This is a genomic window from Atlantibacter sp. MEI4A-1023 (assembly GCF_056155425.1).
Genome location: NZ_CM149568.1, coordinates 1,566,472 through 1,582,885 on the forward strand (window position 1 = coordinate 1,566,472; position 16,414 = coordinate 1,582,885).

Consider the following 16,414-nt stretch of genomic DNA (forward strand, 5'->3'; position numbering starts at 1 on the left):
GACAGGTTTACCTGAAGGATGGATAGAACACATGAACTTACACGAATATCAGGCGAAACAACTGTTTGCCAGATCTGGCTTACCGGCACCGGTGGGTTACGCCTGTAATACCCCGCGTGAAGCAGAAGAGGCAGCGTCCAAAATCGGCGCAGGCCCGTGGGTCGTTAAATGCCAGGTTCACGCTGGCGGCCGCGGTAAAGCGGGCGGTGTGAAAGTGGTTAACAGCAAAGAAGAAATTCGCGCATTTGCTGAGCAGTGGCTGGGCAAACGCCTGGTGACCTACCAAACAGACGCTAACGGCCAGCCGGTTAACCAGATCCTGGTTGAAGCCGCGACCGATATCGATAAAGAGCTGTACCTGGGCGCGGTTGTTGACCGCAGCACCCGTCGCGTGGTGTTTATGGCCTCCACCGAAGGCGGCGTAGAAATCGAAACCGTGGCGGAGAAAACCCCGCACCTGATCCACAAAATGCCGCTCGATCCGCTGACCGGCCCGATGCCGTATCAGGGACGCGAACTGGCGTTCAAACTGGGTCTGGAAGGGAAACAAATTCAGCAGTTCACCAAGATCTTTATGGGTCTGGCGAATATTTTCCTTGAGCGCGACCTGGCGCTGATTGAAATCAACCCGCTGGTGATCACGAAGCAGGGCGATCTGGTGTGCCTCGACGGCAAACTGGGCGCTGACGGCAACGCGCTGTTCCGCCAGCCGGATCTGCGTGAAATGCGCGACCACAGCCAGGAAGATGCCCGCGAAGCACACGCTGCGCAGTGGGAACTGAACTACGTGGCGCTGGACGGCAACATCGGCTGCATGGTTAACGGCGCAGGCCTGGCGATGGGCACCATGGACATCGTTAAACTGCACGGCGGCGAACCGGCTAACTTCCTCGACGTGGGCGGCGGTGCGACCAAAGAGCGCGTTACCGAAGCGTTCAAAATCATTCTGTCCGATGAGAAAGTGAAAGCCGTTCTGGTGAACATTTTCGGCGGTATCGTCCGTTGCGATCTGATTGCCGACGGTATTATCGGCGCAGTAGAAGAAGTGGGCGTTAATGTGCCGGTAGTGGTTCGTCTGGAAGGGAACAACGCGGAGTTGGGCGCACAGCGTCTGGCTGACAGCGGCCTGAATATTATTGCAGCGAAAAGTCTGACGGATGCAGCTCAGCAGGTTGTTGCCGCAGTGGAGGGGAAATAATGTCTGTTTTAATCGATAAAAACACCAAGGTAATCTGCCAGGGCTTTACCGGCAGCCAGGGGACCTTCCACTCCGAGCAGGCGATTGCTTACGGCACCCAGATGGTTGGCGGCGTGACGCCAGGCAAAGGCGGCACCACCCACCTCGGCCTGCCGGTGTTTAACACCGTGCGTGAAGCGGTAGAAGCCACTGGCGCGACCGCCTCTGTTATCTACGTTCCGGCACCGTTCTGCAAAGACTCCATCCTGGAAGCTATCGATGCAGGCATTAAGCTTATCATCACCATCACCGAAGGCATCCCGACCCTGGATATGCTGACCGTGAAAGTAAAGCTGGACGAAGCAGGTGTGCGTATGATCGGGCCGAACTGCCCGGGCGTAATTACCCCAGGCGAATGCAAAATCGGCATCATGCCGGGCCACATTCATAAGCCGGGCAAAGTGGGCATCGTATCCCGCTCTGGCACCCTGACCTATGAAGCGGTTAAACAGACCACCGATTACGGCTTCGGCCAGTCCACCTGCGTGGGCATCGGCGGCGACCCGATCCCGGGCTCTAACTTCATCGACATCCTGAAACTGTTCCAGGAAGATCCGCAGACCGAAGCGATCGTGATGATCGGCGAAATCGGCGGTAGCGCTGAAGAAGAAGCGGCGGCGTACATCAAAGATCACGTGACCAAACCGGTTGTCGGCTATATCGCTGGCGTGACCGCGCCGAAAGGCAAGCGTATGGGACACGCGGGCGCGATTATCGCGGGCGGTAAAGGTACGGCGGATGAGAAATTCGCTGCGCTGGAAGCGGCAGGCGTGAAAACCGTTCGCAGCCTGGCTGATATCGGCGAAGCGCTGAAAGCAGTTCTGTAAAATACCGTGCCCCTCGTTACGGCGGGGGCCGGAATAATAAATAAAATATTCGACATGGTTGGCCGCCCTGGGGTGGCCTTTTTTAATGCTGGCGCCGGGCGACCAGGGTGAATTTATAATCGTCGCTCTTAAAGATATTCCGGCTGTATTCAAACACTCTGCCGTCTTTCAAAAAGCCGCGTGACACTTTCTCAAGCGTCGGGCGCGCCGGGTCAATACTCAACGCTTTTGCCACGTCCTGAGTCGGCATCACTGCCAGAATTTCCTGCTCGCTGCGGTCGATCACCATCTTCTTTACCGCTTCAATATAATGATATTTGGATTTTTCCATCACTTCCCAGGTGAGATCCGGGAACAGCGCCAGCGGCATCCAGGTCTCCTCCAGCGTTACTGGCTTTTGCTTAATAAAACGCAGCCGCTTAACGTGCCATACCTTATCGGTTTCGGTGAGATTCAACTGCCCGGCGAGGTGCGGCTCTGGATTAATCACTTCGAACGTTAATACTTCGCTGTGGGTTTCCACGTTCCGGTCGGCCAGTTTCTCGTAAAAGCTGGTGAGCTGGTAAATATCGTAATGGACGCGCTCCTCTTTTACATAGGTGCCGCTGCCCTGGATACTCTCAATCACATTCTGTTCGGTAAGCTGTTTCAGCGCCTGGCGCACCGTGACGCGGCTGACGCCAAACTGCGCCTGCAATGCCGATTCAGTGGGCAGCGCATCGCCGGGTTTTAACTGCCCTTGTTCAATCTGTTGCCCAATCGCATCCGCAATCTGGCGATACATCGGCTTCTGCGCCATCTCCTCCTCCCAATTAATACCATTCCCACACGACTTAACGATTCTGGCAGATTGCGAGCAATAGTAAACAATACAAATACAATACAAATTGTCTTTAAATTGAAATTGATCACATAAAGGTATTATCCAATCTGTCAGGATAGTTAACAGCGGCACCTGACGCCGCGAGTCACTCTGAGCGAGGCACGTATGGACCTGACCGCGTTAACCCATCCTGGCTGCATTTTTCTCCGTCAAACCTTTTCCGATCGCGATCAGGCGTTACGAAAGCTGGCGGAGAGCCTGATGCAGCAGGGAAAATTACAGGATGTGGATCTGTTTTTGACTGATGTGATGGCGCGCGAAGCCCAGGGCCCAACGGCATTAGGCGAAGGGCTGGCGGTGCCGCACGGCAAATCGCCGGCAGTCACGACTGCCAGTTTTGCGCTGGCGACCCTCGCAGAGCCGCTTGCCTGGCAAGGCGTGGATGGCGATGAGCAGGTGAACCTGATTATTCTGCTGGCGATCCCGCCCCAGGAAGCGGGCACCACGCATATGCAACTGCTGACCGGGCTCACCTCCCGGCTGGTGGATGACGACGTCCGAGTGCAACTGCTGGCGGCAACGCGCCCGGAACAGGTATTCGCGCTGCTGAATGCGCAGCCGGAAGATGAGCCTGTCGCACCGCAGCCGGATCAGCAGAAGCCAACCCTCGTCTGCGTTACTGCCTGCCCGGCGGGCATCGCCCATACTTTTATGGCGGCAGAATACCTGGAAAAAGCCGGACGCCAACTGGGCATCAACGTACATGTCGAAACCCAGGGGGCAAACGGCATCGAAGGGCGGCTGACGGCGCAACAGCTGCATGATGCCCACGCCTGTATCTTTGCCGCAGAAGTGGCGGTGAAAGAAGTCGAACGCTTTGCGCATCTGCCGTGTTTATCCGTGCCGGTTGCCGAGCCGATTCGCCGCGCGCCGGAACTGCTCCAGCAGGCGCTGGCCCTCGAGCCACTTGCAGTGAAACAACGCCCCGCATCTTCGCAGCCTGCCGCGCGCGGCGTTAAAGCAGAGCTTAAGCAGGCGCTGATGAGCGGTATTTCCTACGCCGTGCCGTTGATTGTGGCAGGGGGAACGGTACTGGCGGTGGCCGTGCTGCTGGCGCAGATCCTCGGTCTTCAGCACCTGTTTGATTTAGAGAACTCGTGGCTGTGGATGTACCGCAAGCTGGGTGGCGGTATGCTCGGCACGCTGATGGTGCCAGTGCTGGCGGCCTATACCGCGTATTCCCTGGCGGATAAGCCCGCGTTAGCGCCCGGCTTTGCGGCAGGGCTCGCCGCCAACATGATTGGCGCAGGTTTCCTCGGCGGCGTGGCGGGCGGCCTGATCGCCGGTTATCTGATGCGCTGGGTCAAACGCCATATCCGTCTGTCCAGCCAGTTCAACGGCTTCCTGACTTTTTATCTCTATCCGGTGATCGGCACGTTAGTGGCGGGCAGCCTGATGCTGTTTGTGATTGGCGGGCCGGTGGCCTGGCTTAATAACGGACTGACCCAGTGGCTGAACGGCCTTTCAGGCACCAACGCGCTGCTGCTCGGGGCGATTATCGGTTTTATGTGCTCATTCGATTTGGGCGGCCCGGTGAACAAAGCCTCTTACGCGTTCTGCCTGGGGGCGATGGCTAACGGCGTGTTTGGCCCGTACGCCATTTTCGCGTCGGTAAAAATGGTATCGGCATTCACAGTCACCGCCTCGACGCTGATTGCGCCGCGTCTGTTTAAACAGTTTGAAATCGAAACCGGGAAATCCACCTGGCTGCTGGGGCTGGCGGGCATCACCGAGGGGGCGATCCCGATGGCGATTGAAGATCCGCTGCGGGTTATTGGTTCCTTCGTGCTGGGGTCGATGGCGACCGGTGCCATTGTGGGGGCGATGCATATCGGCCTGTCGACACCTGGCGCGGGGATCTTCTCCCTGTTTTTACTGCACGACGGCGGATTTGGCGGCGTGATGGCGGCGGCGGGCTGGTTCGGCGCGGCGCTGGTCGGCACGGCGATTTCCACCACGATTTTACTGCTCTGGCGTCGTCATGCGGTAAAGCATGGCAAGTATGACGTCTGCGCTGAGACTGAATAAAAGGAAACCACGATGAAAGCGGTATCGCGCGTTCACATTACGCCTCATATGCACTGGGATCGGGAGTGGTACTTCACCACCGAAGAGTCCCGGATATTGCTGGTCAACAATATGGAGGAGATCCTCGCCCGGCTGGAACAGGACCCGGACTATCCGTTCTACGTGCTCGACGGCCAGACGGCAATCCTTGAAGATTATTTCGCAGTCAAACCGGAGAACCGCCAGCGGGTCAAAGCGCTGGTCGAGGCGGGAAAACTGATCGTTGGCCCGTGGTATACCCAGACCGATACCACTATCGTGGCGGGTGAATCGATTGTTCGTAACCTGATGTACGGCCTGCGCGACTGCCGGGAATTCGGCGAGCCGATGATGATTGGCTACCTGCCGGACTCTTTTGGCATGTCGGGCCAGCTTCCGCACATTTTCAATGGCTTTGGCATTACCCGCGCTATGTTCTGGCGCGGCTGTTCGGAGCGCCACGGCAGTGATAAAACCGAGTTTTTGTGGCAGAGCGAAGAGGGGAGCGAAGTGGTGGCCCAGGTGCTGCCGCTCGGTTACGCCATCGGCAAATATCTGCCCGATGACGAAGCGGGGCTGCGCAAACGGCTCGACAGTTATTTTGACGTGCTGGAAAAGGCGTCATTCACCAAAGAAATCCTGTTGCCTAACGGCCACGATCAAATGCCGTTGCAGCAAAATATTTTCAGCGTGATGGCGAAACTGCGCGAGATTTACCCGCAACGCGAGTTTGTGATGAGCCGTTTTGAAACGGTGTTTGAGCAGATTGAGCAGCATCGCGACAATCTCGATACGCTCAGGGGCGAGTTTATCGACGGCAAATATATGCGCGTCCACCGCACCATCGGCTCAACGCGTATGGACATCAAAATTGCCCATGCGCGTATCGAGAACAAAATCGTCAACCTGCTGGAACCGCTGAAAGCTATCGCCTGGAATCTGGGGTTTGATTATCACCACGGCCTGCTGGAAAAGATGTGGAAAGAAATTTTAAAAAATCACGCCCACGACAGTATCGGCTGCTGCTGTAGCGACAAAGTGCACCGGGAAATCATGGCGCGTTTTGAACTGGCTGAAGACATGGCGGACAACCTGCTGCGCTTTACCCAGCGCAAAATCGTCGATGCCATGCCCGAGGGGCAGGGCGATAAACTCACCTTCTTTAATCTGATGCCGTACCCGCGTCAGGAAGTGATAAATACTACGCTGCGTATTCGCGCCGCGCAGTTTTCACTGCGCGACAGCGCGGGCAACCCGGTGGAGTATTTCATCCGCGCTGCACGGGAAATCGACCCGGGGCTGGTGGACCGGCAAATCGTCCACTACGGCAACTATGAGCCGTTTATGGAGTACGACATTCAACTGTGCCAGGTATTGCCCGCGATGGGTTTTTTGACGCTGGAGATCATTCCAGAAAAAGGACAACAGAAATTGTTGCCAGCACGCACAGATGTCCTACTGGAAAACGGCTTCTGGCGCATTGATATCAATCCTGACGGTTCCCTGAAGATGCTCGACAAGCAAACCGGGCTGATATACGACCGGGTGTTGACGCTGGAGGACGGTTCTGACGACGGCGATGAATATGATTATTCACCGGCGCGTGAGGAGTGGGTGATTAACTCAACCGAAGGGGAACATCAGGTCGAGGTCATTCATGAAGCCTGGCAAAGCACAGCGGTGTTACGGTTAGTCATGGCGGTGCCGCAAAATCTGGCACAGCGGGCGCGCCGTGAAGCGTCCGGGCGCGTGGAGGCGGAATGCCGCATCACCCTGACGCACCATCAGCGGCGAGTGGATGTGGAAATCGTCATTGATAATCAGGCCGACGACCATCGCCTGCGCGTGCTGATCCCGACGCCGTTTCACTGCGACAGCGTGCTATGCGACACCCAGTTTGGCGCTATCCAGCGTCCAGTTAAGGACAGCGCGATGGAAACCTGGCAGCAGGAAGGCTGGAAGGAAGCGCCGGTGCCGGTATGGAATTTCCTGAACTACTGCGCCCTGGCGTCGCAACGCCAGGGTATGGCGCTGTTTAGCGAAGGGCTGCGGGAAGTGGAGATCATCGGCGAGCGGCAAAAGACCTTCGCGCTGACGCTGTTCCGCGCCGTCGGGCTGCTTGGCAAAGAGGATTTACTGCTGCGTCCAGGTCGCCCGTCTGGCATCAAGCTGCCGGTGCCTGACTCACAAATGCGCGGCAAGCTGCATTGCCGCTTTAGTCTGTTCAGCTATAGCGGAACGGCGGCAGGGGCGGGCGTCGCGCAGCAGGCCCGTGCCTGGCTAACCCCGGTGCAGTGCTACAACAAAATTCCGTGGAATGCGATGAAGCTTAACAGTGTGCCGTTCAACACGCCGTCGCATTACTCGCTAATGACGATGTCGCCGGTTGAGTGTCAGTTGAGCGTGCTGAAAAAAGCGGAAGATGACGAGGCGCTGATCGTGCGTGTTTACAACCCGTCCCACGATGAGACCTGCGAAGGGCAACTCGCGTTTGCGTCCCCTGTTGTGCAATGGCAGGAAACGACGATGAACGAGGTGGTGTATTCGGGCGTGCACTCTCAACCCGCGACAACGGGTCTGTTAAAACCTGGCCAGTCCCGGACATTTAAAATAACGTTAAAATCACATTTCTAAAAAAAAGCGACGCCTGACGGTAAATTTATCGGGCGTCACTTTTTTTATATAAAAGAAATTTGTTAATTAAATGATAACAAGGTGAATTCATTGTTATAAATAATCCATAAAAATGGTGTTTAAATAAAATTTCGTGATGTATTTAACACTCTTTCCTTTTTCCGCTATTTATTTTTACCCGATCGCCCAAGCCAATAATCCATTCCTGAAATTATCACCGCTGATTAACGCGTTCCGCCTCGATGGCACAAATAATTAACAATATGATCACCGTGGTCTCTCAAGTGAAACATAATTAACATCAATGTCATAAATTGAGTGAGATCAATACTTAACGGCTGGTCGTTACGCGAGTTTTTTGTAAATTTGCGCCAAATCAATCTGGCGCTTCTACCTCATTTTCGCTATAAATTGATCACCGTCGAAAAATGCAAATAACACTATGCAAAAACCTGTTTATTGTAAGGGAATTGCGGCGTAATATATTTGCGGGATCAATTTGTATTTCTTATTAACGTATTTGCAACCTTACTCGCTTCTTTGTCACATTGTGACGGAGAAATGGTGATGTTATGGAAGCAATATTTGTATTGGGGCATGCGTTTGGGGACCGATAACGGCATCCGCGTTCAACGTCTTCATGCAAAGAGCAAGGAGTCAAGATGTTAGATATAGTCGAACTGTCGCGCTTACAGTTTGCCTTGACCGCTATGTATCACTTTCTGTTTGTGCCGCTGACGCTGGGTATGGCGTTCCTGCTGGCTATCATGGAAACGGTCTATGTGCTTTCCGGCAAACAAATTTATAAAGATATGACCAAATTCTGGGGCAAGTTGTTTGCAATCAACTTCGCTCTGGGTGTCGCTACCGGTTTGACCATGGAGTTCCAGTTCGGGACTAACTGGTCTTACTATTCTCATTATGTGGGCGATATTTTTGGCGCGCCGCTGGCTATCGAAGGCCTGATGGCGTTCTTCCTCGAATCTACGTTTGTTGGTTTGTTCTTCTTCGGCTGGGATCGTTTAAGCAAAGTGCAGCACATGGCGGTGACCTGGCTGGTGGCGCTTGGCTCTAACCTCTCTGCGCTGTGGATTCTGGTCGCGAACGGTTGGATGCAAAACCCCATCGCTTCCGATTTCAACTTCGAAACCATGCGTATGGAGATGGTTAGCTTCTCCGAACTGGTGCTGAACCCGGTTGCCCAAGTGAAATTTGTTCACACCGTGGCTTCGGGTTATGTTGCCGGCGCGATGTTCGTGCTGGGTATCAGCGCCTGGTATCTGCTGAAAGGCCGCGATACCGCTTTCGCTAAACGCTCCTTTGCGATTGCCGCCAGCTTCGGTATGGCTGCGGTGCTGTCTGTTATCGTACTGGGTGATGAATCCGGTTATGAAATGGGCGACGTGCAGAAAACCAAACTGGCTGCCATTGAAGCAGAGTGGGAAACCCAACCTGCACCGGCTTCCTTTACCCTGTTCGGTATTCCGGATCAGGAAAAACAGGAAAACCACTTCGCCATCCAGATCCCGTATGCGCTGGGCATTATCGCTACGCGCTCTGTGGATACCCCGGTTATCGGCCTAAAAGATCTGCTGGTTCAGCATGAAGAACGTATCCGTAACGGGATGAAAGCGTATCAACTGCTGGAAGAGCTGCGCGCCGGTTCTGCCGATCAGGGCGTTCGCGACCAGTTCAACGCGGTGAAGAAAGATCTTGGCTACGGCTTACTGCTGAAGCGCTATACCGCGAACGTAACCGATGCGACCGAAGAGCAAATCCAGCTGGCGACCCAGGATTCTATCCCGCGCGTTGCACCGCTGTATTTCGCGTTCCGTATTATGGTGGCGTGCGGCATTCTGCTGCTGGGCATCATCGCGGCGGCGTTCTGGACCGTTATTCGCAACCGTATCGGCGAGAAAAAATGGGTGCTTAAGGCGGCGCTGTATGGCCTGCCGCTGCCGTGGATCGCGATCGAATCCGGTTGGTTTGTGGCGGAGTATGGCCGTCAACCCTGGGCGGTAGGTGAAGTGCTGCCGACAGCGGTCGCCAACTCTACCCTGACCGCGGGCGACATTATCTTCTCGATGGTGCTGATTTGCGGCCTGTATACCCTGTTCCTGGTGGCGGAACTGTATCTGATGTTCAAATATGCGCGCCTTGGCCCAAGCAGCCTGAAAACCGGTCGCTATCACTTTGAGCAATCAACTGTGGGTTCTCAACGCCAATACGAAGAGTCTGTTGTTGACTCTCAACCGGCACGCTAAGACAGGAGACGTCAAATGATCGATTATGAAGTATTGCGTTTTGTCTGGTGGCTGCTGGTTGGCGTCCTGCTGATTGGCTTCGCCGTGACAGACGGTTTTGATATGGGGGTCGGCATGCTGACCCGCTTCCTGGGTCGTAACGACACCGAACGTCGTATTATGATCAACTCCATCGCGCCGCACTGGGACGGTAACCAGGTATGGCTCATCACCGCAGGCGGCGCGCTGTTTGCCGCGTGGCCGATGGTGTACGCCGCCGCGTTCTCCGGCTTTTATGTGGCGATGATTCTGGTACTGGCGTCTTTGTTCTTCCGTCCGGTCGGTTTTGACTACCGCTCCAAGATTGAAGACACCCGCTGGCGCAACATGTGGGACTGGGGCATCTTCATTGGTAGCTTCGTTCCGCCGCTGGTGATTGGCGTGGCCTTCGGTAACCTGCTGCAGGGTGTGCCGTTTACGGTGGATGAGTACCTGCGTTTGACCTACCACGGCAATTTCTTCCAGCTGCTGAACCCGTTTGGCCTGTTGGCAGGCGTGGTGAGCGTGTCGATGATCATCGCCCAGGGCGCAACCTATCTGCAAATGCGTACCGTGGGTGAAATCCATCTGCGTAGCCGCGCAACGGCGCAGGTTGCTGCGCTGGTGATGATGGTGTGCTTCGCACTGGCTGGCGTATGGGTTGTGTTCGGTATCGACGGTTACGTTGTGACCTCGACCCTGGATCATCATGCCTATTCCAACCCGCTGACCAAAGAAGTTGTGCGTGAAGCCGGTGCCTGGCTGGTGAACTTCAACAACGCGCCGATTCTGTGGGTGATTCCGCTGCTGGGTGTGCTGCTGCCGCTGCTGACCGTACTGATGTCCCGTGCGGAGAAAGGCGCGCTGGCGTTTGTGTTCTCCTCTTTGACGCTGGCCTGTGTGATCCTGACTGCAGGTATCGCGATGTTCCCGTTCGTGATGCCGTCCAGCGAAATGCTGAACGCCAGCCTGACCATGTGGGATGCGACTTCCAGCCAGCTGACGCTGACCGTGATGACCTATGTGGCTATCGTGTTTGTACCGATTATTCTTCTCTACACCAGCTGGTGTTACTGGAAGATGTTTGGCCGCATCACGAAAGAGCACATCGAATCCAACTCAACCTCTCTGTACTAGTAAGGAGCTGATTATGTGGTACTTTGCATGGATTCTCGGCACGCTTCTTGCCTGTGCGTTTGGTGTAATTACCGCGCTGGCGCTGGAGCATGTCGAAGCCGCTAAGCTCGGTAAAGAAGAACACTGATGAGTAAAATTATCGCGCAGCTGTATGCGGTAATGGATAAGGGCCCGCTACGGGCCCTTTCCTTAGTGATGGCATTAGTGCTGGCGGGATGTATGTTTTGGGACCCGTCGCGTTTCGCGGCTAAAACCAGCGACTTGACCGTCTGGCACGGGCTGCTGCTGATGTGGGCAGTGTGCGCCGGGGTGATCCACGGCGTCGGTTTCCGTCCGCGCGCCATCCACTGGCAAGCGCTGTTTTGCCCGCTGCTCGCTGATATCGTGCTCATTGCCGGTCTGGCGTTTTTCTTCCTCTGAACACGATTTCACCGTTATGAATTATGGGCTTTCACAAGCCCATAAATTTTTACTTACCCTTTACCTCTACCCATTCCAAACCCCCTTTCTCTTGCGTATAGTAGCAACGTTTATTTGCATTACCGGGATGTAGAGTGAGCACAACGCTGTTTCGATGGCCGGTTCGTGTCTATTACGAAGACACCGACGCCGGTGGTGTGGTTTACCACGCCAGTTACGTCGCTTTTTATGAAAGAGCACGCACAGAGATGCTGCGCCACCACCACTTTAGTCAGCAAGAACTAATGGCGGAGCGTGTGGCCTTCGTGGTACGCAAGATGACGCTGGAGTATTTTGCGCCTGCCCGACTCGACGATATGCTCGAAATTCAAACTGAAATTACGTCGATGCGTGGAACATCTCTGGTTTTCACGCAACGGATCGTCAATGCAGAACAACAAACCCTCAATGAAGCTGAGGTGCTGATCGTCTGTGTTGATCCACTCTTAATGAAGCCTCGTGCGCTTCCCAAGTCTATTGTCGCGGAGTTCAAGCAGTGACTGACATGAATATCCTTGATTTGTTCCTGAAGGCGAGCCTTCTGGTCAAATTTATCATGTTGATTTTGATTGGTTTTTCCATTGCATCCTGGGCCATCATTATTCAGCGAACGCGTATCCTCAATGCCGCAACGCGTGAAGCGGAAGCGTTTGAAGATAAATTCTGGTCGGGCATCGAGCTCTCCCGTCTGTATCAGGAAAGCCAGGGACGCCGCGAAAATCTGGCGGGTTCCGAGCAGATTTTCTATGCCGGGTTTAAAGAGTTCGCCCGTCTGCATCGCGCTAACAGCCATGCACCGGAAGCCATTGTCGAAGGGGCATCGCGCGCGATGCGTATTTCGATGAACCGCGAACTGGAAACCCTGGAAACCCATATTCCTTTCCTCGGCACGGTCGGTTCTATCAGCCCGTATATCGGTCTGTTCGGCACCGTGTGGGGGATTATGCACGCCTTTATCGCGCTGGGCGCGGTGAAACAGGCCACGTTGCAGATGGTTGCGCCAGGTATCGCGGAAGCGCTGATCGCCACCGCGATTGGTCTGTTTGCCGCGATCCCAGCGGTTATGGCATACAACCGCCTTAATCAGCGTGTTAACAAACTGGAACTGAACTACGACAACTTTATGGAAGAGTTCACGGCGATCCTGCACCGTCAGGCATTCGCAAACCCAGAGAGCACCAAGGGGTAAGCCATGGCCAGAACTCGTGGACGGGGTCGTCGCGAACTGAAGTCCGAAATTAATATCGTTCCGCTGCTGGACGTGCTGCTAGTGCTGTTGCTGATTTTTATGGCCACAGCGCCAATCATCACCCAGAGCGTGGAAGTCGATTTGCCGGATGCGATGGATTCACAAACCGTCAGCACCAATGACGATCCGCCGGTCATTATCGAAGTGTCCGGGGTAGGGCAGTACAGCGTGGTGGTTGAAAAAGATCGTTTAGACCAGTTGCCTTCCGAGCAGGTGATTGCCGAAGCGCAACGCCGTCTGCAGGCGAATCCGAAAACGGTCTTCCTTATCGGGGGGGCGAAAGAGGTCCCTTATGATGAAATCATCAAAGCGCTGAACCTGTTGCATCAGGCGGGTGTTAAGTCTGTGGGCTTAATGACGCAGCCTATCTGAAAATCCGCTTAACAGGCGAAAAGTTTTTGGGAACCGAGAGTGTCAAAGGCAACCGAACAGAACGACAAGCTGAGACGGGCGATAATCATTTCAGTGGTGCTGCATATCATCCTGATTGCAATACTGATTTGGAGCTCGTTTGACGAAAACATTGACGCCAGCGCAGGCGGTGGCGGCGGCTCGGCAATTGATGCTGTTATGGTCGATCCGGGTGCCGTGGTAAATCAGTACAATCGCGAGCAGGAGCAGCGCGCCAGCGCGAAGCAGGCCGCTGAACAGCGTGAAAAGCAAGCCCAGCAGCAGGCTGAAGAATTACGTGAAAAGCAGGCGGCTGAACAGCAGCGGTTGAAGGAGCTGGAAAAAGAGCGCTTGCAGGCGCAGGAAAACGCCCGCGAGCAGGCTGAACAGCAGAAACAGGCTGAAGAAGCCGCGAAACGCGCCCAGGAACAGCAGAAGCAGGCCGAAGCCGCCGCAGCGAAAGCGGCAGCCGATGCCAAAGCGCAGGCGGACGCCCAGGCTAAAGCCGCCGCAGATGCTGCCAGGAAAGCGCAGGAGGATGCAGCGAAAGCTGCCGCCGCCGCGAAGAAACAAGCGGAAGCCGAAGCAGCGAAAGCCGCAGCTGATGCGAAGAAGAAAGCGGAGGCCGAAGCCGCAAAAGCAGCCGCCGACGCGGAGAAAAAAGCGCAAGCGGCAGCCGCGAAAGCCGCCGCTGACGCCGAGAAGAAAGCGCAAGCCGAAGCCGCGAAACAAGCTGCCGCAGAGAAAGCGGCGGCTGAAAAGGCCGCCGCTGAAAAAGCCGCAGCGGCCAAAGCGGCGGCGGACAAGAAAGCAGCGTCTGAAAAAGCCGCTGCCGAGAAAAAAGCGGCAGCAGCCAAGGCCGCAGCAGAAAAAGCCGCTGCGGCGAAAGCGGCTGACGTTGACGACCTGTTCGGCGATTTAAGCTCAGGTAAGAATGCGCCGAAAACCGGGGGTGGAGCTAAAGGAAATACCGCATCGGCCGCCGGTAAAGGAAATAATAAAGCTAATGGCGCGTCTGGCGCTGATATCAGCAATTATGCAGGGCAAATAAAGTCTGCGATCGAAAGTAAGTTTTATAACGATCCTTCTTTCGCCGGTAAAGTCTGTACCTTACGGATAAAACTGGCTCCTGATGGCTTATTGCTTGATATCAAATCAGAAGGTGGGGATGCGGCGCTATGCCAGGCTGCTGTTGCAGCGGCAAGGCTGGCGAAAATCCCGAAACCACCGAGCCAGGATGTCTATGAAGTGTTTAAAAATGCTCCGCTGGACTTTAAACCTTAGTACTATTATCCCCGTGAAAACGGGGATATGTTCACTAAGCTAAGAATTAGTGTTTGAGCCGTCTTGTGTTTTTGGGTTTGTTAACATTCTGCTAAATTATCGTGGACGTTGCGTCCAGGTAAGGGAGAAATGATGAAGCAGGCATTACGAGTAGCATTTGGTTTTCTGATGCTGTGGGCAGCGGTGCTGCATGCAGAAGTGCGCATTGAAATTACCCAGGGGGTAGATTCCGCGCGTCCGATTGGTGTTGCTCCTTTTAAATGGGCAGGCCCAGGCGCAGCGCCAGAAGACATTGGCGGCATTGTCGCGGCCGACCTTCGCAACAGCGGTAAATTTAACCCGTTAGATCGTTCACGTCTGCCGCAGCAGCCGGGTTCCGCACAGGAAGTTCAACCTGCTGCATGGACTGCGCTGGGTATTGATGCCGTCGTGGTAGGGCAGGTCACTCCGAACGGTGACGGCAGCTACACAGTGGCCTATCAACTGGTAGATACCTCGGGCGCGCCAGGTACCGTTCTGGCTCAGAACTCTTACAAAGTGAACAAGCAGTGGCTGCGCTATGCAGGCCACACGGCGAGTGACGAAGTGTTCGAAAAGCTGACCGGCATTAAGGGCGCGTTCCGTACCCGTATCGCCTACGTTGTACAGACTAACGGCGGTCAGTTCCCGTATGAACTGCGTGTGTCTGACTACGACGGTTACAATCAGTTCGTGGTTCACCGTTCACCTCAGCCGCTGATGTCGCCAGCATGGTCGCCGGACGGCTCTAAAGTTGCTTATGTAACTTTCGAAAGCGGTCGTTCCGCGCTGGTTATCCAGACGCTGGCCAACGGCGCGGTGCGTCAGGTTGCGTCGTTCCCACGCCACAACGGTGCGCCAGCCTTCTCGCCGGACGGTTCTAAACTGGCGTTCGCGCTGTCTAAAACCGGTAGCCTGAACCTGTATGTGATGGACATCGGTTCCGGCCAGATCCGTCAGGTCACCGATGGCCGCAGCAACAACACTGAACCGACCTGGTTCCCGGATAGCCAGACGCTGGCCTATACCTCTGACCAGGCAGGCCGTCCGCAAGTGTATAAAGTTAACGTTAACGGCGGCGCGCCGCAGCGCGTAACCTGGGAAGGTTCTCAGAACCAGGACGCTGACGTGAGCGCAGACGGTAAATTTATGGTGATGGTGAGCTCCAACGGTGGCGCTCAGCACATTGCTAAACAGGATCTGGTAACGGGTGGCGTACAAACACTGTCGTCAACGTTCCTGGATGAAACGCCAAGTCTGGCACCTAACGGCACGATGGTAATCTACAGCTCTTCTCAGGGGATGGGATCTGTGCTGAATTTGGTTTCAACAGATGGGCGTTTCAAAGCGCGTCTTCCGGCTACTGATGGACAGGTCAAATTCCCTGCCTGGTCGCCGTATCTGTAATAATAATTAATTGATTACTAAAGGAATCATTGAAATGCAACTGAACAAAGTGCTGAAAGGGCTGATGATCGCTCTGCCTGTAATGGCAATCGCAGCGTGTTCTTCTAACAAGAACGCAAGCAACGATGGCAGCGAAGGCGGCATGCTGAACGGCGCCGGCACTGGTATGGACGCTAACGGCAGCGGCAATATGTCTTCTGAAGAGCAAGCGCGCCTGCAAATGCAGCAGCTGCAGCAGAACAACATCGTTTACTTCGATCTGGATAAGTACGACATCCGTTCTGACTTCGCTGCAATGCTGGATGCTCACGCTAACTTCCTGCGTAGTAACCCGTCTTACAAAGTCACCGTAGAAGGTCATGCGGACGAACGTGGTACTCCTGAGTACAACATCTCCCTGGGTGAACGTCGTGCTAACGCCGTTAAGATGTACCTGCAGGGTAAAGGCGTTTCTGCTGATCAGATCTCCATCGTTTCTTACGGTAAAGAAAAACCTGCAGTACTGGGTCACGACGAAGCGGCTTACGCTAAAAACCGTCGTGCCGTACTGGTTTACTAAGA

Annotated in this window: 15 protein-coding genes; 14 read left to right on the forward strand and 1 reads right to left on the reverse strand. The window is 54.8% G+C overall.

Annotated features, from left to right (window positions below; genetic code table 11):
• The first annotated feature begins 31 nt into the window (after positions 1-31).
• Both sucC and sucD read left to right on the forward strand, forming a co-directional pair.
• On the forward strand, positions 32-1,198 hold the full coding sequence (gene sucC, locus ACVV26_RS07565; protein ID WP_125294508.1) for an ADP-forming succinate--CoA ligase subunit beta: 1,167 nt from the start codon (positions 32-34) through the stop codon (positions 1,196-1,198).
• Entirely contained in the window at positions 1,198-2,064 is an 867-nt protein-coding gene (gene sucD, locus ACVV26_RS07570) for a succinate--CoA ligase subunit alpha (protein ID WP_474800801.1), read from the forward strand. The genes sucC and sucD overlap by 1 nt, the downstream gene beginning before the upstream one ends.
• Before the next feature lie 82 nt (positions 2,065-2,146).
• Here the strand turns inward: sucD and ACVV26_RS07575 are convergent, their stop codons facing one another.
• Positions 2,147-2,863 carry a GntR family transcriptional regulator gene (locus tag ACVV26_RS07575; RefSeq protein WP_474800802.1) on the reverse strand — a complete coding sequence of 239 codons (717 nt, stop codon included), beginning with the start codon at positions 2,861-2,863 and terminating at the stop codon, positions 2,147-2,149.
• 189 nt (positions 2,864-3,052) lie between these two features.
• On the opposite strand from ACVV26_RS07575, the gene mngA reads away from it, so the two are divergent.
• The 12 genes from mngA (at position 3,053) to pal (ending at position 16,412) form a co-directional block, all read left to right on the forward strand.
• A complete protein-coding gene (gene mngA, locus ACVV26_RS07580) occupies positions 3,053-4,975 on the forward strand; it encodes a PTS 2-O-a-mannosyl-D-glycerate transporter subunit IIABC (protein WP_474800803.1) in 1,923 nt (640 codons plus the stop codon).
• Positions 4,976-4,987: 12 nt separating this feature from the next.
• Positions 4,988-7,627, forward strand: coding sequence for a mannosylglycerate hydrolase (mngB, locus tag ACVV26_RS07585; protein WP_474800804.1), 2,640 nt, complete (start codon positions 4,988-4,990; stop codon positions 7,625-7,627).
• 662 nt (positions 7,628-8,289) lie between these two features.
• The gene (gene cydA / locus ACVV26_RS07590; protein ID WP_474800805.1) at positions 8,290-9,891 is read left to right on the forward strand and encodes a cytochrome ubiquinol oxidase subunit I; all 1,602 of its coding nucleotides are present in this window, start codon (positions 8,290-8,292) and stop codon (positions 9,889-9,891) included.
• 15 nt (positions 9,892-9,906) lie between these two features.
• Positions 9,907-11,046 carry a cytochrome d ubiquinol oxidase subunit II gene (gene cydB, locus ACVV26_RS07595; RefSeq protein WP_312984230.1) on the forward strand — a complete coding sequence of 380 codons (1,140 nt, stop codon included), beginning with the start codon at positions 9,907-9,909 and terminating at the stop codon, positions 11,044-11,046.
• 13 nt (positions 11,047-11,059) lie between these two features.
• On the forward strand, positions 11,060-11,173 hold the full coding sequence (gene cydX / locus ACVV26_RS07600; protein ID WP_064718024.1) for a cytochrome bd-I oxidase subunit CydX: 114 nt from the start codon (positions 11,060-11,062) through the stop codon (positions 11,171-11,173).
• Complete coding sequence (gene ybgE / locus ACVV26_RS07605) at positions 11,173-11,466, forward strand: cyd operon protein YbgE (protein WP_125294502.1); 294 nt, start codon at positions 11,173-11,175, stop codon at positions 11,464-11,466. Before cydX ends, ybgE begins: the two co-directional genes overlap by 1 nt.
• 134 nt (positions 11,467-11,600) lie before the next feature.
• Positions 11,601-12,005, forward strand: coding sequence for a tol-pal system-associated acyl-CoA thioesterase (gene ybgC, locus ACVV26_RS07610; protein WP_125294501.1), 405 nt, complete (start codon positions 11,601-11,603; stop codon positions 12,003-12,005).
• On the forward strand, positions 12,002-12,694 hold the full coding sequence (tolQ, locus tag ACVV26_RS07615; protein WP_144129014.1) for a Tol-Pal system protein TolQ: 693 nt from the start codon (positions 12,002-12,004) through the stop codon (positions 12,692-12,694). The genes ybgC and tolQ overlap by 4 nt, the downstream gene beginning before the upstream one ends.
• Before the next feature lie 3 nt (positions 12,695-12,697).
• Complete coding sequence (tolR, locus tag ACVV26_RS07620) at positions 12,698-13,126, forward strand: colicin uptake protein TolR (protein WP_312984226.1); 429 nt, start codon at positions 12,698-12,700, stop codon at positions 13,124-13,126.
• A 39-nt stretch (positions 13,127-13,165) separates the two neighbouring features.
• A complete protein-coding gene (gene tolA, locus ACVV26_RS07625; RefSeq protein WP_474800806.1) occupies positions 13,166-14,428 on the forward strand; it encodes a cell envelope integrity protein TolA in 1,263 nt (420 codons plus the stop codon).
• A gap of 132 nt (positions 14,429-14,560) precedes the next feature.
• On the forward strand, positions 14,561-15,853 hold the full coding sequence (tolB, locus tag ACVV26_RS07630; protein WP_312984223.1) for a Tol-Pal system beta propeller repeat protein TolB: 1,293 nt from the start codon (positions 14,561-14,563) through the stop codon (positions 15,851-15,853).
• 34 nt (positions 15,854-15,887) lie between these two features.
• Positions 15,888-16,412, forward strand: a complete 525-nt coding sequence (gene pal, locus ACVV26_RS07635) for a peptidoglycan-associated lipoprotein Pal (RefSeq protein ID WP_161659777.1) — start codon at positions 15,888-15,890, stop codon at positions 16,410-16,412.
• Positions 16,413-16,414: the final 2 nt, after the last annotated feature.

Coding starts and splice junctions, on each gene's coding strand:
- ACVV26_RS07575 (WP_474800802.1), bottom strand. CDS start 2,863: ATGGCGCAGAAGCCGATGTATCGCCAGATTGCGGATGCGATTGGGCAA.
- cydX (WP_064718024.1), top strand. CDS start 11,060: ATGTGGTACTTTGCATGGATTCTCGGCACGCTTCTTGCCTGTGCGTTT.
- cydB (WP_312984230.1), top strand. CDS start 9,907: ATGATCGATTATGAAGTATTGCGTTTTGTCTGGTGGCTGCTGGTTGGC.
- sucD (WP_474800801.1), top strand. CDS start 1,198: ATGTCTGTTTTAATCGATAAAAACACCAAGGTAATCTGCCAGGGCTTT.
- sucC (WP_125294508.1), top strand. CDS start 32: ATGAACTTACACGAATATCAGGCGAAACAACTGTTTGCCAGATCTGGC.
- cydA (WP_474800805.1), top strand. CDS start 8,290: ATGTTAGATATAGTCGAACTGTCGCGCTTACAGTTTGCCTTGACCGCT.
- ybgE (WP_125294502.1), top strand. CDS start 11,173: ATGAGTAAAATTATCGCGCAGCTGTATGCGGTAATGGATAAGGGCCCG.
- tolR (WP_312984226.1), top strand. CDS start 12,698: ATGGCCAGAACTCGTGGACGGGGTCGTCGCGAACTGAAGTCCGAAATT.
- mngA (WP_474800803.1), top strand. CDS start 3,053: ATGGACCTGACCGCGTTAACCCATCCTGGCTGCATTTTTCTCCGTCAA.
- pal (WP_161659777.1), top strand. CDS start 15,888: ATGCAACTGAACAAAGTGCTGAAAGGGCTGATGATCGCTCTGCCTGTA.
- mngB (WP_474800804.1), top strand. CDS start 4,988: ATGAAAGCGGTATCGCGCGTTCACATTACGCCTCATATGCACTGGGAT.
- tolB (WP_312984223.1), top strand. CDS start 14,561: ATGAAGCAGGCATTACGAGTAGCATTTGGTTTTCTGATGCTGTGGGCA.